At 67.9% G+C, this 20647-nt stretch carries 16 protein-coding genes; 4 read left to right on the top strand and 12 right to left on the bottom strand.

Going from position 1 to position 20647, the window contains the following annotated elements; all coding sequences use genetic code 11:
* Positions 1-24: 24 nt before the first annotated feature.
* A complete protein-coding gene (locus ACNQR1_RS11530; protein WP_418046176.1) occupies positions 25-546 on the bottom strand; it encodes a DoxX family protein in 522 nt (173 codons plus the stop codon).
* Positions 547-568: 22 nt separating this feature from the next.
* On the bottom strand, positions 569-1333 hold the full coding sequence (locus ACNQR1_RS11525) for an SDR family NAD(P)-dependent oxidoreductase (RefSeq protein ID WP_418046175.1): 765 nt from the start codon (positions 1331-1333) through the stop codon (positions 569-571).
* A 24-nt stretch (positions 1334-1357) separates the two neighbouring features.
* On the opposite strand from ACNQR1_RS11525, the gene ACNQR1_RS11520 reads away from it, so the two are divergent.
* Complete coding sequence (locus tag ACNQR1_RS11520) at positions 1358-1957, top strand: TetR/AcrR family transcriptional regulator (protein ID WP_418046174.1); 600 nt, start codon at positions 1358-1360, stop codon at positions 1955-1957.
* A gap of 9 nt (positions 1958-1966) precedes the next feature.
* Here ACNQR1_RS11520 and ACNQR1_RS11515 read toward each other — a convergent pair whose 3' ends face one another.
* From ACNQR1_RS11515 to ACNQR1_RS11495, 5 genes are all read right to left on the bottom strand, one after another.
* A complete protein-coding gene (locus ACNQR1_RS11515) occupies positions 1967-3223 on the bottom strand; it encodes a WS/DGAT domain-containing protein (protein WP_418046173.1) in 1257 nt (418 codons plus the stop codon).
* Positions 3213-4118 (bottom strand): alpha/beta fold hydrolase, encoded by a 906-nt coding sequence (locus tag ACNQR1_RS11510; RefSeq protein ID WP_418046172.1) that lies wholly within the window; start codon positions 4116-4118, stop codon positions 3213-3215. The genes ACNQR1_RS11515 and ACNQR1_RS11510 overlap by 11 nt, the downstream gene beginning before the upstream one ends.
* Positions 4115-4888, bottom strand: a complete 774-nt coding sequence (locus ACNQR1_RS11505) for a hypothetical protein (protein ID WP_418046171.1) — start codon at positions 4886-4888, stop codon at positions 4115-4117. The genes ACNQR1_RS11510 and ACNQR1_RS11505 overlap by 4 nt, the downstream gene beginning before the upstream one ends.
* Positions 4885-5529 (bottom strand): Mce protein, encoded by a 645-nt coding sequence (locus ACNQR1_RS11500; protein ID WP_418046170.1) that lies wholly within the window; start codon positions 5527-5529, stop codon positions 4885-4887. The genes ACNQR1_RS11505 and ACNQR1_RS11500 overlap by 4 nt, the downstream gene beginning before the upstream one ends.
* 117 nt (positions 5530-5646) lie before the next feature.
* Positions 5647-6282 (bottom strand): TetR/AcrR family transcriptional regulator, encoded by a 636-nt coding sequence (locus ACNQR1_RS11495; protein WP_418046169.1) that lies wholly within the window; start codon positions 6280-6282, stop codon positions 5647-5649.
* A 90-nt stretch (positions 6283-6372) separates the two neighbouring features.
* Between ACNQR1_RS11495 and ACNQR1_RS11490 the strand changes: the two genes are divergently transcribed.
* Positions 6373-7245 (top strand): alpha/beta fold hydrolase, encoded by an 873-nt coding sequence (locus tag ACNQR1_RS11490; RefSeq protein ID WP_418046168.1) that lies wholly within the window; start codon positions 6373-6375, stop codon positions 7243-7245.
* Positions 7242-10187: an aminotransferase gene (locus ACNQR1_RS11485; RefSeq protein ID WP_418046167.1), complete on the top strand. Its 2946-nt coding sequence runs from the start codon at positions 7242-7244 to the stop codon at positions 10185-10187. The genes ACNQR1_RS11490 and ACNQR1_RS11485 overlap by 4 nt, the downstream gene beginning before the upstream one ends.
* 41 nt (positions 10188-10228) lie before the next feature.
* Here ACNQR1_RS11485 and ACNQR1_RS11480 read toward each other — a convergent pair whose 3' ends face one another.
* The 5 genes from ACNQR1_RS11480 to ACNQR1_RS11460 form a co-directional block, all read right to left on the bottom strand.
* A complete protein-coding gene (locus ACNQR1_RS11480) occupies positions 10229-13039 on the bottom strand; it encodes an AAA family ATPase (RefSeq protein ID WP_418046166.1) in 2811 nt (936 codons plus the stop codon).
* A 40-nt stretch (positions 13040-13079) separates the two neighbouring features.
* Positions 13080-15863, bottom strand: a complete 2784-nt coding sequence (locus ACNQR1_RS11475; RefSeq protein WP_418046165.1) for an AAA family ATPase — start codon at positions 15861-15863, stop codon at positions 13080-13082.
* A gap of 32 nt (positions 15864-15895) precedes the next feature.
* Positions 15896-16528, bottom strand: coding sequence for a sigma factor (locus ACNQR1_RS11470; RefSeq protein ID WP_418046164.1), 633 nt, complete (start codon positions 16526-16528; stop codon positions 15896-15898).
* A 104-nt stretch (positions 16529-16632) separates the two neighbouring features.
* A complete protein-coding gene (locus tag ACNQR1_RS11465; protein WP_418046163.1) occupies positions 16633-19404 on the bottom strand; it encodes a helix-turn-helix transcriptional regulator in 2772 nt (923 codons plus the stop codon).
* Between the two features lie 183 nt (positions 19405-19587).
* On the bottom strand, positions 19588-19758 hold the full coding sequence (locus tag ACNQR1_RS11460) for a hypothetical protein (protein WP_418046162.1): 171 nt from the start codon (positions 19756-19758) through the stop codon (positions 19588-19590).
* Positions 19759-19799: 41 nt separating this feature from the next.
* Between ACNQR1_RS11460 and ACNQR1_RS11455 the strand changes: the two genes are divergently transcribed.
* A complete protein-coding gene (locus ACNQR1_RS11455) occupies positions 19800-20480 on the top strand; it encodes a guanylate cyclase (RefSeq protein ID WP_418050339.1) in 681 nt (226 codons plus the stop codon).
* The last annotated feature ends 167 nt before the right edge of the window (positions 20481-20647 follow it).

The raw sequence follows: 20647 nt of genomic DNA, 5'->3' as shown, positions 1-20647 counted from the left end.
AGTGTCGGCGCACTTGAAGTCGAGCTAGGACTTCACCGGCGGGCGGAAGAAGATCACCAGCTGGCCGATGCCACCGAGCAGGCCGAGGCCGGCGGCGATCGCCAACCCGCACCAGCCGTGCAGCAGGTGGTAGAAGCTGCAGTTGGAGAACAGCAGGTGATCGAGGCTGTAGCGGCCGGCCCCGGTGCCGGCGATCGCCACCGCGGCCACCGCCAGGACCAGGTTGTACTCCCAGCCCTCCTTGACGATGAAGAAGCCGTTGTGCCGGTGCACGGTCCAGGCCGCCACCAGCATCAGCGCCACGAACCCGGCCGCGGGCACCGGGGTGAGCAGGCCGAGGGCCAGGCCGAGACCGGCGGCGACCTCGGTGCCGGCCGCGACCCGGGCGTGGAACATGCCCGGCTTCATGCCGATGCTGTCGAACCATCCCGCGGTGCCCGGGATCCGCCCGCCACCGAAGAACTTGTTGTAGCCGTGTGCGGCCATGGTCAGGCCGAGCACCACCCGCAGGAGCAGGATCGCAGTGTCGTAAGCAGAGGAAGCCATGTAACAGAATCTAGGACATCTGTTAAGCCGCCGCCCAGCCCCCATCCACACTGAGGATCACCCCGTGGATGTTTCCGGCGTCGTCGCCGGCCAGGAACGCCACCGATGCGGCGACTTCCTCGGGGGTGCTCATCCGGCGCGACGGGATGCGGGCCAGCACCGGTCCGATCTCATCGGCCACGTCAGCGGCCCGTTCGGTGGCGATCGGTCCGGGAGCCACCGCGTTCACCCGCACCCCACGTGGGCCGTACTCGACCGCCCACGACTTGGTCAGCGAGTGCACCGCCGCCTTGGTCGACGAGTACAACGCCGAGCGGTCTCCGCCGATCAGCCCGGTGATCGAGCCGACGTTGACCACTGCGCCGTGGCCACGCTCGGCCATGGCAGGTGCCAACGCCCCGGTCAGCAGGAAGGGGGCGATGACGTTGGTCTGATACGACTCCAGCAGCGCCTGCTCGGAGACCTCGCCGGTGGGTTCCGGCATTCCCCACACGCCCGCGTTGTTGACCAGGATGTCGATCCGACCCCCGGCTGCCGCCGTGGCCTGCTCGGCGAGCTGCCGCACCTCGTCGGCACCGGCCCCGAGGTCTGCGGCGACGAACTCGGCCTGCCCTCCGGCACTGCGGATCTCGGCGACGACGGCGTCACCGCGTTCCTTGTTGCGACCGCTGACGACGACGAGGGCGCCCTGCGCCGCCAAGGCCTTGGCGATGGCGACCCCCAGGCCGCCGGTCGATCCCGTGACAAGTGCTGTGCGACCCTGCAGCCGCGTAATGTTTGGACTCATGAGTCCAGGTATAGACAGGTGAAAATGGACCTGCAAGTCCAAAAGCTGACCGCCAAGGGCGAGGCCACCCGACGCCGCATCATCGAGGGTGCCGCGGCGGTGATCCGCAACCACGGCGTGGCCGCCACCACGCTGGACGACATCCGCGCCCACACCCAGACGTCCAAGAGCCAGCTGTTCCACTACTTCCCCGACGGCAAGGACCAGCTGCTGCTCGCCGTGGCCGAACGCGAGGCCCAGATGGTGCTGGAGGATCAGCAGCCCTACCTCGGCGAACTGACCTCATGGGCCGCCTGGCAGCGCTGGCGCGACGCGGTCGTGGAACGCTACCGCCGCCAGGGACAGAGCTGCCCGCTGAGTCTGCTGATGTCAGAGATCGGCCGCACCACGCCCGGCGCCCAGGCGGTCACCAAAGCCCTACTGCGGCAATGGCATGACGAGATCTCGGCGGGGATCCGGCACATGCAGTCGCAGGGAAAGGTCGCTGCCGATCTGGACGCGGACCGGGTGGGCGCCGCACTACTGGCCGGGATCCAGGGCGGGGTCAGCGTAATGCTGGCCTCTGGCGACCTGAGCTACCTCGAGTCCGCGCTGGACGTAGGCATCGGGATGCTGCGCCGCTGAGCCGGTCAGTCACAGCGCCGCTTCGAGCCGGTCGATGTAGGCGTCGACATCCCCGATCGCCGACTCCGCGGCGAACACGCTGATCGAGATGGTGTTCCCCACGCCCGTCACGCAGTGGGTGAGCCCCACCATCGGCGACAAGCCCGGGAACGCCGCCGCCAGCCGTACCGGCATACCGCCGAACGAGAAATCCGCGGCACCGCAGTTCACGCTGGACACCACGGTGTTTCCGGTGACCGTCGCCGAACGCGTGTCGGGGTTGAACTGGCCGAGCCCCCACCGCAGTAACGGAGCGGGCGTCGCGGCGAACGCACGTTCCGAGGCCCGCATCGCAGGGTGCGCGGCGCGCTCCCGGCGCGCCGCGAGTTCAGCGGCGATCGCGTCGCGGCGCTGCGGCACCGGCAGCGCCGGATGCAGGCCCACGCCGACCGTACCGAAATGGTTGTACGCCTGGCGCGGACCGGATTTCGCCATGGTCACCTCGGCGCCGAGAGTGGCCGGATCCGTTCCGAGCTCACGAAGCTGACCGGCCAGGGCTTCGGAGATTCCGGCCAGCGCACACACCGTCACGGTCGCGCCCGACAGCTGCGCTCGATCACGGACCACCGTCCGCATGCTGTGTACGCCTGAAGGGCGGTCGTTGGTCCGGATCGGCGGGCGCGGACTTGCGGCAGGCGGCACCAGCCCGGCCTCGGTGTCGGCCACCAACTGCCGGTGGGCCCGGGCCGCCTCAATGCTTCTCCAGGGCAACATCGCCGGGTGGCCGTACACCGGCACGATTGGTGCGACCGCGCCCGGGCGGCCGAACATCACTGCCGCCGGGCCGCAGGTACGCCCCCCGCCCCCGAGGGCATGGGTGATCTGCAGGACCGCCACGGTGCCTGGGCCGGCGACGCCGGGCACCCCCTCGACTCCGGGGAAGACGTGCAGCCGCCACGGCAGCACGCGCGCATCCAGTTGATCGTCGACCAGCCCGGTCACCGCCGCCAGGCACCCCAGCCAGGTCGAATCATCGAGATCGTGCACCGAGAACCGAGATTCGTCGACCGGCGACGGCACCCAGGCCGGATAGTGCAGGCGCGCGGTGTCGTCGATGCGTTGTGACAGGTCCGGGCTGGTGCGCGCATTGGCCGCCAACTCGCCGAGTGCCCCGGCCAGGTCGGAGGGCACGCCGTCGAATCCGTAGAGCAGAAAGGTGTCGTTGGGCATCCTGGACGACATCCAGAACATCTGCGCATCGACCGCAGTGAGTCGGTTAGCCGGCACGTCCCACGAAGTCCAGGATGCGGGCGGCTGTGACATCGGGTTGGTCGAGTTGCAGGAAGTGACCGCCGGATTCGACGACGTGGGCGTCACTGCCCGCCGGCAGTATCTCGCGCACCCACCGGATGTAATCCGGTGCGGCACAGCCATCGTCAGTGCCGTGCAGGTACAGCGACGGCAACACCGGTGGCTGCAGCCAATGCTCGTGCAACTCGGCGTACTGCGCGGGCGGCTTGCTCATGCGGATCGTGGCGCGGTAGTAGCCCAGGGCAGCGCGCCACCGGTCCGGCGCGCCGATCGCCGCGTCGACATGGCGCAGATCTTCGGCCGCGTCGTATCCCGGCGACCACGTCTTCCACAGCCGGGGCAGCACCCAGGACGCGGAACGTTCAGGAAGCCAGGGCAATTGGAAATACATCATGTACCAGCTGCGCAACGCCTGGCGGGGCAGCTGGGCCAGCAGCTTGCCGGCATCGGGCACCCGGCCCAAGGGCTGAAACGAAGCCGGCGGCGGCACCGACATGATGACGGCCTTCTTGAACGGATTGTCCTGCAACGCAGCAACACCCGATGCGGCTATGGCACCCCAGTCATGGCCGATGATGACATCGCGGCCGGTCGGGCCGACCGCCTGCAACACGCGCAGCGCGTCGTCCATCAGCGCCCCGATGTGATAGCTCCCGTCGGCCGGAATCGACGAGGGCACGTAGCCCCGCATGAACGGGGCAACCACTTTCCAGCCGGCCTGCGCCAGAACCGGCGCCACTTTCCGCCAGCCGTAGGCCGTGTCGGGAAAGCCGTGTAGACACAACGCGATCGGGCCGTCGTCAGGCCCCCACACCAGCGCCCGCAGCTGCACTGCCGGGGCGGCGACATCGATCCAGCGCGGCTCGGTCACAGCGGTACCGGCTCATACTCGGACATCAGCCAGCGGTCGCCGACTTTGACCATGGTGGCCCGGGCAACCGACGGAGTCTTCTGCGGCATGTGGTTTCCGACCTGGACGCTCTGATTGACGAACAACACCAATTCGGCGCTGTCGGGCTTCACCCTCACTGTTCCTGCCCGCAAGACCTCGGCGACGGCCGCGATCTGCTGAGCGTGCGCCGCCGGGATCACCTCGTTGATCATCGCGGTGTAGGTGCCGCGGAACTCCCCGGTCATCCGGTCCCGGGCCGCAGTGAGCTGCTGATCGACCGTTTCGGTCTCGTACGACAGCATCTGGGCGGTGATCTCTTTGGCCGCCTGAACCGCTTCGTCGCGTGCCGTGGCGCTTTCGTCCTGCGAGACGATCAGCCACCGGAATACCGCGGAGGTCAGTGCCAGGACCAGGGCGACGGCCGCCAGCACGACCGGCAGGCTGACCCGCGAGCGTGCGCGCGACGGTTCGGGTTCGGCGGGCTCCTCAGGGGTTTCGTCGACCTCGTCGGCCGCGGTCGCTTCGGGCTCGTCGGTCGCGGCCTCGTCGGTCTCGTCGGTGTCCGCCGCCTTGCCCTCGACCGTTTCCTCCGCCACCGGCTCGGCGTCAACAGACTCCACAGCTTCGACCGGTTCGCCGACGACCGTTTCTTCGACGTTTTCCGGCTCGGGGCGTGCCGCCTCTGTGCCCTCTGCAGCGGCCGCCGCCTTGCGACGTCCGGCCGGCGGCATCGTGTGCCGGCCGCTCATTGAATGAACTCCACGTTGGAAACCTTCGCCTTGCCTTCGATGTTCTGCACCGTCAACACCATTCGCCACACCTGCGGTGCCTGCTCAGGCACGCCCGCATTCGTCGACCGCACGGTCACCGACACGAGAACATCGGCCTTGTCGTGCGTGTAGGACTCCAGCCCCGACGAGGTCACCGTGCCCACCGACTTCGACTTGATCTGCTTGACCACTTCGAGGAAGGACTTCGAACGCTTCTCGAAGTCGTCGTAGAACTTGCCGGTCGACGAGTCGAGCACCCGCTGGATGTCGTCTTCGGCGTGCTCCCAATCGATGCTCGTGAGGTTCGTGGCGCCCTGCCGTGCGGTGTCCACGAACATCGTGCGCAGCTGCTGCTCCTGATGGACCTGATAGAAGTTGTAGCCCAGCCAACCGGTCAGCGCGGCGAGCGCGACGACGAGCACCGCTCCGACAAGCACCGCGGTAGGCCCGCGCAGGAACCCGCGCCGCTTCGGCACCGCCGCCTCAGCAGTCTCTTCAACCTCTTCGGCCTCACGTTCTGTGGCCTCTGGTTCAGCGACCTCTGCTTCGGGGGCGGACTGGCTCGACTCCGGTGTCTCGGTCGGCTCGACCGGCTCGGCGTCGGCGCTGTCGTCTGCCATTCATCTGCTCCTCGGTGGCACTACAGGGGGCGCGCATTGGCACGCGTGCGGTCCAACGTACGTGGCACCGGTCACACCGTCATCAGCGGTACCGGCAGTCCCGGATAGGCCTGTCGCCTACTCGCCGTCCGGCTCGCCGCACCTGACGTGCGCGCCGACCGCGCGCAACGCAAAGTCCACGGCCGCGGCACACGCGCACTCCCAATCTCCGTCGGGTCCCAGACGGGACAACTCATGGCTGACCACTGCGCGGATGGCCGCCGCATCCCGCTCCGGCCTGGTCAGCGGCAACGACCCGTCGTCCCGGCCACGACGCAAGAGGCCCGCCAGCGACCGTTCCCGGTCGAGGCGCCACTGCTCTTGCACGGACTGATAGCCCTTGGCCGAGCGGACCTCCTCCAAATCCAGAACCAGCGCGCGCCCCCGCAACCGCGCGTCGCGTATCACGTCGAACGACACCCTGATCCATTGCGCCAGCTGATCGGCCGCTGCACCGTCGGTGTCGTCGGCGATCTGGTCGAGCCGACGGCCCAGCGACTTGCCCGAACTCGCCTGCATGGCCAGGAACAACGCGTCCTTGGACTCGAAGTGGCGGTAGAACGCCCGGGTGGACAGCCCGGCCCTGGCCAGCACCGCGGCAATCGGCACGGCCCCGGCGTGGGGCTCGGACAGGCAGGTGAAGGCTGCCTTGATGATCGCGCGGCGCTCCTCGGCCATCGCATCACCCGCGTCCGCACCTGGGTTGCTCTGCACGGTTGACGATTCTAGGAACGTCGGGTCGCAGATGAGGCGGAAACCCACCTGGGTAACGTGACCTCCCGGGGCCTGCCGAGAGGAATGTCCGTGAGCACCGGGAAAACCGAGCACAGCGATTCGCGCACCGTCACGTTCCGGGGGGTCGATGACCTGAACCTGGTCGGCGACGAATGGAACCGGGACGCCGCCTCCGCCGCTGACCGCCCCACGGTCCTGCTGCTGCACGGCGGTGGACAGAACCGGTTCTCCTGGAAGAACACGGGACAGATCCTCGCCGACCGCGGTTTGCACGTGATCGCGCTCGACGCGCGTGGTCACGGCGACAGCGACCGCTCACCCAGCGCGAACTACTCGGTGGAAGTGCTCTGCGCAGACGTGCAGCAGGTGCTGTATCAGATCGGTCGCCCGGTGGTCCTGATCGGAGCCAGCATGGGTGGGCTGACCGGCATCCTGGCTGCGCATGAGGCAGGCCCAGAACTGGTCACCAAGCTCGTGCTGGTCGATGTGGTGCCGCGGTTCGAGAAGAGCGGCAGCGCCCGCATCCGCGACTTCATGTTCACCAACGTCAACGGCTTCGATTCCCTGGAGGAGGCCGCCGACGCCGTCTCCTCCTACCTGCCCCACCGGACCAAACCGCGCAGCCCCGAAGGGCTGAAGAAGAATCTGCGGCTCCGAGACGGCCGCTGGTACTGGCACTGGGATCCGGCCTTCCTCACCAAGCCCGAGGACGACCCGTTCATCCGGGTGGAGAAGCTCGAACAGGCCGCGATGAACCTGACCATCCCGATCCTGCTGATCCGCGGCAAGCTGTCCGACGTGGTCAGCCCCGAAGGCGTGCAGGACTTCTTGGAGAAGGTGCCCGCTGCCGAGTTCGTCGAGTTGTCCGATGCGGGGCACACCGCCGCCGGTGACGACAACGACGCGTTCTCCGAAGTGGTCGTGGAGTTCGTCGGGCGGTGAGCGCCGAGACCGAAACCACCGGCTTCAACTTTCTGCGCGAACCCGAGCTGCCCGCTCCTCAGGTCGGCGATTCGCACGCGCGCGACATCCTGGCCGCCCATTTCGGCCTGGATGCGGGTGTGAAATCGCTGGGCAGCCAGCAGGACAAGAACTTCCTGGTCGGTGACGGCGACTCGATCATCGGGGTGCTCAAGATCGCGAACCCTGCGTTCAACCAGATCGAGCTGACGGCTCAGGAACTGGCCGCAGACCTGATCGCGGCGGCCGAACCAGGGTTGCGGATCGCCCAGTCGTTGCCCAACCGGCGCGGCGAGAAGCTCACCGCGGTAACCGGTCTGGGCTCGGGCCGGCCCGACGGAACCGCCTACGTCCGGCTGCTGCGGCACCTTCCCGGGGGAACCCTGATCGAATCCGGCTACCTGCCTCCGGCCACGGTCGCCGAACTGGGCACGCTCGCCGGCCGGGTCAGCCGGGCATTGGCCGGCTTCGAGCATCCCGGGCTGGACCGTATCCTGCAGTGGGACCTGCGCTTCGGGGCCGAGGTGGTGCACAGGCTGGCCTCTCACGTCGACGACGATGCGGCGCGCTCCCGACTGCTTGCTGTGGCCGATCAAGCGTGGGCACGGATAGAACCACTGGCCGACGCACTGCCCCGGCAGGCCGTGCACATGGATCTCACCGACGCCAATGTGGTGGTGTCCCATGACATCGGCGGCGTCGTGCACCCCGACGGGATCATCGATCTCGGTGACCTGTCCGACAGCTGGGCCATCGGCGAACTCGCCATCACCCTGTCCTCGGTGCTGCAACACCCGGGTGGCGATCCGACCTCGGTGCTACCCGGGGTCCGCGCCTTTCACGCGATCCGGCCGCTGAGCGTCGCAGAGGCAGAAGCGTTGTGGCCGTTGCTGGTTCTGCGCACCGCCGTCCTGATCGTCAGCGGTGCGCACCAGACCGGTTTCGATCCGGACAACGACTATCTCACCGAGCAGTCCGACGGCGAATGGCAGATGTTCGAGCGCGCCACCTCAGTGCCGATGGACGTGATGACCGCGCTGATCAAAGCCGACCTGGGGCTGGCCTCACCGCCTCCGCCCGTGCGGGTCACCCGCCCGATGTGTGCCCCACCGCGATCGGTGGCGACGCTGGATCTGTCCGCGGCGGCGGATGATCTGGACGACGCGTTCATCGCCGGCGGTTGGGTGAGACCGGACGTCGAGGACGAATTGGCGAGAGCCGCAATCGATGACGGCGCAGGTTTGGTGGTGACGGCATTCGGCCAACCGCGCATCTCGCGGGCCCCGGCATTGAGCCAGGCGGAGCCCCCCGTGGTGCCGACCGGGGTCAGCATCTGGCCGGCCGACCGCCTGGAGTTGACCGCGCCGTTCGAGGGTGAGGTCATCGACCGTTCGTCGGATGCGGTGACCTTTCGGGGCGCCGAGTACGAACTGACACTGACCGGGATCGGTTCCGGTTCAGGCGACTCGGACCACGTGCTGGGCACCGCCGAGCCGGGCCGCTGGACACACGTGGCGCTGCGTCCGGTCGGTGCGCCCCACGCGCCCGAGCTGACCACACCCGGTCTGGCTCCGGGTTGGCTGGCGTGCGTGCGTGACCCGCGGCCACTGCTGGGGCTGGAGCCGCTCGATACCGAGCCGGCCGATGTCGACCTGATGGCCCGGCGGGACCGGGCGTTCGCGCCGGTGCAGGAGCACTACTACCGCCGGCCACCGCGTATCGAACGAGGGTGGCGGCACTTCCTGATGTCGACCAGTGGGCGTTGCTATCTGGACATGGTCAACAACGTCACGGTGCTGGGCCACGCGCACCCGCGCGTTGCGGCCGCCGCCGCCCGGCAGTTGCGCAAGCTGAACACCAACTCGCGGTTCAACTATGCCTCCGTCGTGGAGTTCAGCGAACGCCTTGCCGGGCTGCTACCCGAACCTCTGGACACGGTGTTTCTGGTCAACTCCGGGTCCGAAGCCAGTGATCTGGCGTTGCGGTTGGCGATCGCGGCAGCAAGCCGCCCCGACGTGGTGGCGATGCGCGAGGCCTATCACGGCTGGACGTACGGCACCGACGCGGTGTCGACCTCCACCGCCGACAACCCCAATGCGCTTACCACCCGGCCGGATTGGGTGCACACCGTCGAATCGCCCAACAGCTTCCGCGGGAAGTACAGGGGCGGCGAGGTGGGCCGCTACGCCACCGATGCGGTGGCCCAGATCGAGGAGTTGATCGCGGCCGGGCGCGCCCCCGCTGCGTTCATCTGCGAAACGGTCTACGGCAATGCCGGCGGCATGGCGCTGCCCGACGGATATCTGCGGCAGATCTATGCGACGGTCCGCGGGGCGGGCGGCTATGCCGTCGCCGACGAGGTGCAGGTGGGGTACGGCCGTCTGGGCGAATGGTTCTGGGGCTTCCAGCAGCAAGGTGTCGTCCCCGACATCGTGTCGATGGCGAAGTCGGTCGGCAACGGCTACCCGCTGGGCGCGGTGGTCACCAGCCGCGAGATCGCTGAAGCGTTCCGCAGCCAGGGCTACTTCTTCTCCTCCACCGGCGGCAGCCCGTTGTCGTGTGCGATCGGGATGACGGTGCTTGATGTGCTGAGTAGTGAAGGGCTGCAGGCCAATGCGGCCCGCGTGGGCGCACACCTGAAGTCGCGACTGGAGGAGCTGGCCACCCGCCACCCGATCATCGGCACCGTTCACGGCGTCGGCCTGTATCTGGGCGTCGAGATGGTGCGTGACGCCCAGACCCTGGAGCCGGCCACCGAGGAGACCGCACTGATCTGCGATCGGATGCTCGAGCTCGGCGTGATCATCCAGCCGACCGGCGACCACCAGAACATCCTGAAAACCAAGCCACCGTTGTGCATTGACGTCGAAGCAGCCGATTTCTACGCCGACGCCCTGGACCGGGTGCTGACCGAGGGTTGGTGAAGCCAGGCCCGCAGGACGGCTTGACTCCCGTCGAACGCGAGTCACCCGGCCAGGGAGAGGTTCCGAAGTTGTCGGCGTGAGGTGATCCCGAGCTTGACGAACACCTTTCGAAGGTGCCACTCGACGGTGTGGGTGCTGATGAACAGCAGCTCACCGATTGCGGAGTTGGTGAGCCCGTCCCCCGCGAGGCGGGCGATCTGCACCTCCTTGGCGGTCAGGTGATCACCGCCGACAACCTGCTTCTGGCACGAACCGTCGCCTTTCGCGGTCAGTTCTCGATCGGCCCGATCGGCGAATGCCTGGGCGCCGAACCGGCGGAACATGTCACGGGCCGCGGTGAGGTGGTCGTGGGCTGCCGACCGTCGCCGCCTGCGACGCAGCCACTCGCCGTAGCGGAGATGAGCCCGGGCATGGTGGATCCGGACCCGGGTACACCCGAGGCGGTCGATCGCCTCGAGGTAATGGGCCTCGGCACCGTGATCGTCGGCCACCAGTGCCCGCGCACTGGCCAAGGTTCCCAGCGCCCAGTCGGTGTCTCTCTTCGACATGCGGTCCGTGAGACGTTCGAGCGCATCCCCGGCTGCTTCGGTGTTGCCGATGCGAGTCGCCGCCTCGATCAGTTCGCCCAGATACCAGCCGTAGAGTCCGAGATCCTCGTACTCCGATGCCTCTTGGGCAGCCGTGAACGCGTCCTCGTAGCGGCCGAGACCGTTGCAGAGCACCGCAGTTGCGTACCGGGCCAGGCCCAGGACACGTCCGTCACCGCAGGCGAGGGCGGCGTCAGCACCGGCCCTGATCGCGTCGAGGTCAGCCGGATCACCCTTCCAGGCGTCGAGCGCAAGCGACTGATACCGCAGCGGTGTGTAGTAGCGGATCGATGTCGAGATCGAATGAGCCTCTGCCAGAAAAGTTTGCGCCTCGGTGAATTCGCCGGCCAGCATATGTACGACGGCGCGGTAGGCCAGCGTTTCCGGCAGTAACGCGAAAGCGCCCGACTCGCGGACCCGACGCACTGTTGCCGTCGAAATCCGATCCACCAGTGCGTCATCCCACAATTCGTATGCCGAAGACTGCTGAAAGATCGGGAGGGCAGGCACCATCCACCGCGACGCGTGGCCGTCGTCGTTCAACCCTTCCGTGCCGATCTCTTCCAAGGCGGCCGACAGCTCGGCGGCGGCGTACGGTCGACCGGTGATCTGGTCGGTCATACCCCGCAACACGGTGGCCACCGGACCCGAGCATGAGGGAAGTCGGTCGATGCCAGAACGGGCGGCCTCGGCGATCTGTGCCACAGCAGGGACGTCCCCGAGTCTTCCCGCGTACATGGCGGCAGCGAGCGCCTCCAGATAGGTCCCCCGCACCGCCCCACTATCGAGGTCCTGGAACAGGATTGCCGCATCGTGCATTCGGGACGCAATTTCGCGCAGCGGTGCCGCGCTGGTGTCACCGCCACGGCGCTTCGCGAACTCCATCTGGGCAGACAGCCGCGCTGCCCGTGCGCGCTGCAGTTCAGTTGCCGGGACCAACTCGGCCATGGCAAGCAACTTGTCGGCGTCCGTTAACGCACCGGCATCGAGCTTGGCCCGGGCGGCAGCCAGTGCGCGGTCGCCACGAATCTCGGGGACCGACGTCAAAAATGCGGCCCGCTCCAAGAACATCGCGGCGACAGCCACACCGGCTTTCGCGCGAACCCGGCCCGCGGAAGCTTCGAGTTGGGCGGCCACCGCGTCATCGGGCCACGTCGCCGCATTGGCCGTGTGCCACACCCGGCGATCAGGATCGGCCTGCGCATCGGTGACTTCAGCCAGCGCACGGTGGGCGTCACGACGCTCAGACGGATCCGCGGCACGGTAGGCAGCCGACCGCGCCAGGGGGTGACAAAACCGCACATGCGGGTCGATGTCGATCACACCAGCATCCACCGCAGGCTTCAACGCCTCTGCGGCGATGCCGAGATGACTTGCGGCGCGGACCAGCACGGCGCTATCCCCCAAGGGCTCGGCGGCTGCGGCGAGAAGCAGTTGTCGCGTCGGCTGCGAAAGCGATCCGATGAGGTCGATGTAGTTCTGCTCGATCCGTCCCGTCACCGGGTGGGTGTTGCCTCGGCGGAATGCCCCGGCAATTTCGGCAGCGGACCCGTCCCGTGGAAGCGCCACCAACGCCAGTGGATTTCCACGGGTTTCGGCGATGATGCGATCACTGACCCGCGAGTCGAGGCGGCCGATGAAAACCGAGCCAAGCAAGTCCCGCGCGTGCTCGTCCGACAAAGCACCGATCACCAGTTCAGGCAGCCCGACCAGCGCCTCGGCACCGACGTCACGGGATGCGAACACCAGTGCAACATGTTCGCCCACGAATCGCCGAGCCGCGAACGCCAACACGTCCAACGAAGGGTGATCCAACCACTGGGAGTCATCGATGAGACACAGCAATGGCCGATCGCGGCAGGCGGCAGCCAGCAGACTCAGGACCGCCTCTTCCACCGGACGCGGCTGCGGGGTGTCCCCGGAGCAGATACCAAGAGCTACGGCCAGTGCCTCGCGCTGCGTTTCCGGTAGCTCATCAAGGTGACCGAGCAGTGGCCTGCACAACTGCTGCAGGCCGGCGTAGGCGAGATCCATGTCCGACTCGACTCCGGCCACCTGCGTCGTACGGTAGCCCTCCGCCTGTTCGAGCGCTTGGTCGAGCACGTAGTCCAACAGTGAGCTCTTACCGACCCCGGCCTCTCCGCGTAGCACCAGCACTCGGCTGCCCGTCGCCATACTCGAGATCAGGTGGTCCAGCAGTTGACATTCGGCGCTGCGACCGAGCAGAGGAAAGGTTTGGGAATCGTGAATTATTCTGCGCCGCATACACAAACAGACAATTCAGCGGGAGCAAATGTGACAGGAACTAGGACGATGTCCTGTCGGACAGCATGCTCGCGATCTGTCTGCGGGATCGAATTCCCAGCTTGTTGAACACCTTTCGCAGATGCCATTCAGCGGTGTGAGCGCTGATGAACAAGCGGGCGCCAATTTCCGAGTTGGTCAGCCCGTCGGCCGCAAGGCAGGCGATCTGCATCTCCTGCGAGGTCAGTGGCGAACCTGGCTCGGGCGCCGGCCGTTCGAGCGATGAACCCCTCGGCACCTTTCCGGTGGCCGCCAGCTCGCGGCGAGCCCGTTCGGCGAATCCGACAGCACCGATACTGGTGAGCAATTCGTGCGCGCGGCCCAGTCGCTGCCGAGCCTCGGCCAGGCGGCACTCTTGCCGCAGCCATTCGCCGTACACCAAATATGCTCGTGCAGTCAGCATTCGGACCTCAGTGCGCTCGAGAAGCCGGATGGCCTCCTGATAGCGCTGCTCGGCAACGGCAGGTTCGCTCACCAGCGCCGAAACATATGCGGCGGTGCCCCTAGCCCAGTCCGTCCCGGTAGCCTCCGCCATAGCCTCGAAGTGCCGCACCGCTGCCGAAGCATCCTCCGGACGGCCGAGACGCGCTGCCGCCTCGACCATTTCGGCCAACGACCAGGTTGACAGGCCGAGCTCCTGCGGGTAGGCCGATCCCCGCCGAGCTGCCGCGAACGCCTCGTCATACCGGCCAAGGCCGTTGTAGAGCACGGCGGCCGCCCACTCCGTCGCCGTGAGGGTCTTCCCTTCGCCACGCAACCTCGGGTCATCGGTGATCAGGTCGATCGCCTGTCGGGTCTGGGCCTCGTCTCCTCGCCAAGGCTCGACGACCATGGCGCCGTAGTGCGCGAAGAAACTGCTTCCCGTCACCTCGCCCAGCGTCGCAGCCTGGGCGACCAGTGCGTCCGCCGCCGCGAGATCACCTGCATAGACGCGGTTCGACAACCTCAGCAACAGGGCCGGCGGGAGAACCGCGAGTGCACCGGCGTCGACCGCCGACTCGACCAATGCGGCCGACAACACCGTCCAGTCGTCGAATTCCCAAGTATTGCAGGCCAATCGGCAGGCCAGCGGCAGCCAGCCCAACCCTTCTTCGGGTGAGATCGCGCCAGACCGGTAGGCCGCCAGGCCGCGCTGAACCAGCGGTGCTCCCGCCGCGTAGTCCTCGACGGTCATCCGGGACAGTCCCTCGAGGAGCAGGTCCGAACGCGTTGGATCCGGCGGACGCGGCATCGCCAGGATCGCGGCCGCGACCTGCTCCACACCGGTGTCGCCGGGCAACCGCCCGGCGGTCAGGGCCGCATAGATCGCATCGCGGTAGGTTTCCGTGGCCAGCGCAGGATCAAGTGCCTCAAGCTGTTTCGCGGCTCCGAGTAGCAGCGGTAGGCCGGTGCTCGCACTTCGGAACGAGAACAGAATTCGTCCGCGCACCAATTCGGCAACGGCGCGCTCACGCTCGCCCAGGGGCTGCAGCCGCACGGCATCGAGTAGCTCGAGCGCATCACCGAAGTCGCCGGCCTCGCTCTTGGCCTGCGCTGCGGCGAGCGAACGGGTACCGCGCCGACCCGGATCCGGGGTGAGTTCGGCAGCGCGGTCGAGGAACGCAGCAGCCGCAGCCACACCACCGCGGGCGCGGGCGCGGGCGGCCGCGCCCTCCAGCGCGGCGGCCACTTCCTCATCTGGAACGCCTGTGGCACATGCCCGGTGCCAGGCTCGACGATCTGGATCGTGGCCGGGGTCGGTCGCCTCTGCCAACGCCTGGTGCACCTGCTGCCGCTGCGCGGTCGATGCCGACCGGTAGGCCGCCGAACGCACCAGCGGATGACGGAACCGGACCATGGTGCCGACGGTGAGCAGATCCGCTGCGTGCGCTTCGGCGTCGGCCACCACCATGTCGATGCCCAGCCCCTCGGCGGCGCGTCGCAGCAGTGCGACATCTCCCACCGGGTCAGCCGCTGCTAGCAGCACCAGATGTTGAGTGCCGGGTGTCAAGGACCGAAGGCGACGCAGGAAGCCCTTCTCGATCTGGTTCGCCAGCGGCTGATCGTCCAGCCACTCGTGGTCGCCGGCCAGCGGCGCAGTGGTCGGCTCACGTGGAAACTCAAGCAACGCAAGTGGATTACCGCGCGCCTCGGCCAGTATGCGGTTGAGGACGCGATCGTCGACCCGACCTGGGGAAGCCAGGGCAAGCAAGGTGCGGGCGTCGTGATCATCGAGGCCCTCGATGTGGAGCCTGGGCACTTCGTGCAGCGCGTCGCCACGGGCAGAGTCGCGGACCGCGAACAGTATGACCACGCGCTCGGCCAGCAGGCGACGGGCGACGAACGAAAGCGTCTGAGCCGATATCCGGTCCAGCCACTGAGCATCGTCGACCAGGCACATGAGGGGTTGTTGCTCGGCCACATCGGCCAGCAGGCTGAGGACCGCCAGCCCGACGAGGAAGCGATCGGGAGGGACGCCCGGGCTGAGTCCGAACGCCGTCTCCAACGCTGCCCGCTGTGGGACCGGAAGGTGACCGAAGTGGTCCTGGAACGGCGCGCACAACTGGTGGAGCCCGCCGAACGCCAGCTCGGCCTCCGCCTCGACGCCGGCGATGCGAGTCACCCGGCAACCCATGGCGTGATTGCGCACGTAATCCAACAACGCGGTCTTGCCGATACCCGCTTCGCCGCGCAGCACCAGGGATGCACTGCGACCACCCACCACACCGGTGATGAGGTCGTCCAGGGCCGCGCACTCCCGGCGCCTACCGAGCAGGCGTCCCCGCTCTACGTTCATTCGCTCCATGTCTCCGACGCGAAGCGTATCGGCGATTGCGCTCACGCGGCGCTCGAGCCCACACGGTCTGGGACCAGCAGCCGCTCCAAATGCTGCAGATCACCGGAGCGGACCGCCACCAGGAACGCCGTGGTGAGGCGCCGGTGGTCCATTGCGAGAACCGCCGAAGTGCGCTGACCGGCCTCCAGTCGCGTCTGGGCCCGGCGGACGAGTTGGCGCGCGTTCGCAACGCTGGTCCGCAGCAGGTCGGCGAGATCGACATACGCGTATTCGAAGCCTTTTCGCAGAAGGTAGGCCGCCAGCTCACCGTGGGTCAGTCTGGCCATGAGCAGCACGAGCATCTGCTCGACGACCGCGGTCTGCTCGGCATGCAAGGTGGGCTGGTCCTCGTCCGATTCCATGAGGTACGTCAACGGCGACGCGGTCGGGGACTCGCGTCGATGCCGGGCGGACTGGATGACGTTGATCGCGAGGTTCGTCGTCGTGGTGGTCAAGAACGCGGCCGGGTTCTGGACCTTCGCCCGGTCGGTGCGCTGCCAGCGCAGCCACGCCTCCTGGACCAGGTCCTCGGCCACCGAGAGTTCACCGGTGACCCGGTAGGCGATGCCGAACAACCGCGTGCGGTGGGTCAGAAAGACGTCGAGGGCCAGCTCCAGGTCATCCGTTGTCGGCATAACTGCACCCTGGCGCGCAAGCGCCGTCCACCGCGCCACGGAAGTCCGTAGTCGGGTCCGTGGGCTCCAGGGCCACGGACCGGTCACGGACCACGTGGTCGGCGTCAGCCCGCCATGGCGAGGGCGTCCGGCAGCTCACGGCGTGAGCTGACGCCGAGCTTGGTGTACACCTTCCGCAGGTGCCATTCCACCGTGTGTGGACTGAGGAACAGCTCCGCGCCGATCTTCGGATTCGTCATCCCGCCCGCGGCCAGCGCCGCGATCTGCGCCTCCTGCGGAGTCAGGCTGTTCACCGGCCCGGCGTCTCGGGTCCGCACGTGCTCGCCGGTGGCCAGTAGTTCACGGCGAGCCCGCTCGGCGAACGCAGTGGCCCGCATGGAGGCGAACATCTCGTGTGCGGTCCGCAGCTGCTCGCGCGCCTGCACGCGTCGACGAGTCCGACGCAGCCACTCGCCGTACAGCAGGTGAGTCCGAGCCACCTCGACGACCACGCGGTCGCGCCCGAGTTCCTCGACGGCGGTGCGGTACAGCGCATCCGCCTCGTCGCCTTCTGTGAGCAGCGCCCGGCTGCGGGCACTGACGCCGCGGGCCCATCCTGAATCGGCTGCGCAGGTCAGCTCGACCAGCCGGTCAAGCGATGTCCGGGCCGCTTCCAGCTCACCGCAGCGGGTCGCGGCCTCGATGTGCTCGACCAGCGACAAACCGGTGAAGTTGTAGCCGTCGTGCTCGATGCCGCCCCGGGCGGCCACCAGCGCCTGGTCGTAGCGCGCCAAGCCGTTGTACAGCACACCCTGGATATAGCCGGTGACGCCCAGCAGCGATACCTCCCCGCGTTGGGCGGCGCGAGCCTTGGCCTCCGCGATCGGACCGGCGGCCGCGTCCTCGTCGCCCCGCCACGCAGCCAATACCAGGGAGGCGTACGCGTGTGGCGTTTGCCCGGTCGCTGCGGCGATCGTGTCGGCTTCCTCGATCATGCGGGTGGCGGTGGCGAAGTCACCGTGATGGATGTAGACGCCGCCGAGGTAGATCAGGGCCGGCGGCAACACGCCGAGGGCGCCGATATCGCGGGCCAGCCGCACCGCACGGGTCGCGAACGTATCCCATGCCGGTAGGTCCCAGCCGTGGTGGATGAACGACTCAAGCGCCACCGGCACCAGCAGCAACCACCGCAGCGTCGCCTCCCGGCTGGGGAGTTCCTCGTGGGCGAACGGTTCGAAAGCGCGGCGCAGCGCCGGGACCCCCGATTCGTTGCCGTCGGTCAGCAGCGTGGCCACGCCGTCCAAGAGCAGATCCGCAGCTTCGGAATTCGAAGGCGGAGCGCCGGACGCACGAGCGGCGACCGCAGCGGCCCTGGCACCGGACTGGCCATGGACCCGGCCGGCGAAGACGGTCGCACTGATCGCCTCGAGATACGTCTCGCGGGCAAGTGGCGACTCTGCTACCGCGAACTGTGCGGCAGCATCGAGCAGCAGGGGCGCCGCCTCGTCACTGCGGCTGCGGGCGAACAGGATTCGGGCACGCAGTCGCGCCAGCCGGGCACGATCCAAGGGATCCATCGGGCAGAGGCTCGCCAGGGAGGTCAACTCGGTGGCACGGTCCGGAGAGGCCGCCGAGAAGTGCGCTTCGGCGGCAGCCAACGCTCGGCGCCCACGCTGCCACAGGTCGGGGGTCAGCTCGGTGGCACGCTCCAGTAGAACTGCCTCGGCGGCCATGCCTCCGCGCTGCCGAGCCCGGTCGGCAGCATCACCCAACGCGGCCGCGACCGTCTCGTCGGGGCCCTCGGCCGCTTCCGCGGCATGCCATGCCCGGCGGTCGGGATCCAGAGCTGGGTCGGTGACCGCTGCCAGTGCCCGGTGCACCGCGCGGCGATCTTCGGTTTCGGCCTCGCGGTACACCGCCGAGCGGACGAGCGGATGACGAAACCGAAGCGACTCGCCGAACTCGATCAGACCTGCCGCCTTGGCCGGTACGGCATCGGGGGTGATGTCCATCACCTCGGCAGCGCGCAGCAGCAGCCGGGCGTCGCCCACCGGCTCTGCTGCCGCGATCAGCAGCAGCGTTCGGGTGTGCGCCGGGAGCATGTCGATCCGGTTCGCGAAGTCCTGCTCGACGCGGCTCGACACCGAGCCGCGGCTCGTCGTCGTGCCCGCGTCCACTCCATACGCGAGCTCGGCCGCACTGCGGCCGCGGTAGAGCTCCAGTAGCGCGAGCGGGTTCCCGTACGTCTCGGCGACCAGCCGGTCCCGGACCCGCTCCTCTAGCCTCCCGTCCACGGCGGCCTCGAGAAGTTCACCGGCGGCGGCGGCGTCGATTCCGCCGAGCCGTATCCCGGGTAGCCCGTTGAGAACGCCGCGCCCCTCGGGATCGCGCACCGCGAACACCATCGCGACGGACTCGGCCAGGAGTCGGCGTGCCACGAATTCGAGCGTCAGCAGGGACACCTGGTCCAGCCACTGGGCATCGTCGATCACAACGAGCACCGGCTGCGCCTCCGATGCCTGGGTGAACAATGTCAACACCGCCAGGCCGACCAGGAAGCGGTCGGGAGGGTCACCGGCGGCCATCCCGAAAGCGACTCGCAGTGCGTCACACTGAGGTTCTGGCAGCGCGCCGATCGAGGCGAGGAACGGCGTGCACAGCTGGTGGAGGCTCGCATAAGCCAGCTCGATGTCTGCCTCGATGCCCCTGGTCATGCTGATAGTCATCCCTGATGCCTGGGACACCACGTACTCCAGCAGCACCGATTTCCCGATGCCCGCCTCGCCACGGATCACCGACACCGCGGACTCGCCCTGGCGCAGACGCGCCAGCAGGTCGGTCAGCAGGGTGCACTCACGCTGCCGACCAACCAGGTTGGGCAACGGACTGGCACTCATGCGGCGGCTCCTGGCAGGGCTGGCCGGCACTCGGTGTGAACGGCACGAAGAAAAGGTACCGGGAATGTCACAAACGGCGACTTCTCCCGGTCGTTCACTTACAACCACTGGTTTGTCCCAGACGATCCTGACCCCGAGGCGGGCGGCCCTGTCGAGCGTGAGTCCGGTGACCGGCCGTCGCCCTTACGACGTCGATTCAGCCCGCTCGGCCTCGGCCAACCGTTGGTGGAGCCGCTCGCGGATGTCCTGCGGGGTGTAGGCGTTGCGGCGGCGTTGGTCCCGCGCCACCATGACTCCACCCGCGACGACACCGGCGACGCCGGCCAGCCCGACCCACTTCCAGATGCTGCGCATCCTCAGAGTGTGCCTAAGCTGCGGACGTGAAAGCGAACACCGTGTCGTTGACCAAGGCGCTGGAGGAAACCCGGACCGGCGACGTCTGGCTGTTTCGCGGCGGCTCCGGGCCGGACCGGGCGATCCAGACCCTGACCAACAGCCCGGTCAACCACGTCGGCATGACGGTGGCGATCGACGACCTGCCGCCGCTGATCTGGCACGCCGAGCTCGGCGACAAGCTGCTCGACATGTGGACCGGCACCAACCACCGCGGGGTGCAACTCAACGACGCCCGTCAGGTCGTCGAACGCTGGGCGCACAGCTACGGGCAGCGCTGCTGGTTACGTCAGCTCACCCCGTTCGCGTCCCGCGAGCAGGAGGACCAGCTCCTCAAGGTGATCGCCCGAATGAACGGTACGGCCTTCCCCACCACCGCGCGCCTGACCGCACGCTGGATGCGCGGACGGGTGCCGATCGTCAGCGACTTCACCCGGGGACTTCCGTTCGTCCACAAGAAGGTTCGCGAGTCCGCCGAACGCAAGAAGGCCCGTAGTCGGCAGGTGGGCCTGGAGACGGCGTACTGCGCCGAGACGGTGGCCATCACGTATGAAGAGATGGGTCTGCTGACCACCGAGAAGCACTACAACTGGTTCGATCCCGGCTCGTTCTGGAGTGGTGACGAGTTGCCGCTGGCCGCCGGCTACGGATTGGGCGATGAGATCTCCGTCATCGTCGACTGACCCTGGCTATACCTGCTGGCAGGTATAGCGCGATTGCCGCCAGCACTGAGGCGTTCGGAGACCGCGACGGCAAAGCTGGACGTGACAACCCCCACCAGCCCCGGAGGTCTTCGGATGCTGACAGTCGAACTACCGGCCGACCACGACACGCCGCCCATGCGGTCCTG

The organism is Mycobacterium sp. 48b (genome assembly GCF_048282725.1).
Lineage (GTDB): Bacteria > Actinomycetota > Actinomycetes > Mycobacteriales > Mycobacteriaceae > Mycobacterium.
Note: the sequence above shows the minus strand (reverse complement) of the source record. Positions and strands in the feature narration are given on the sequence as shown.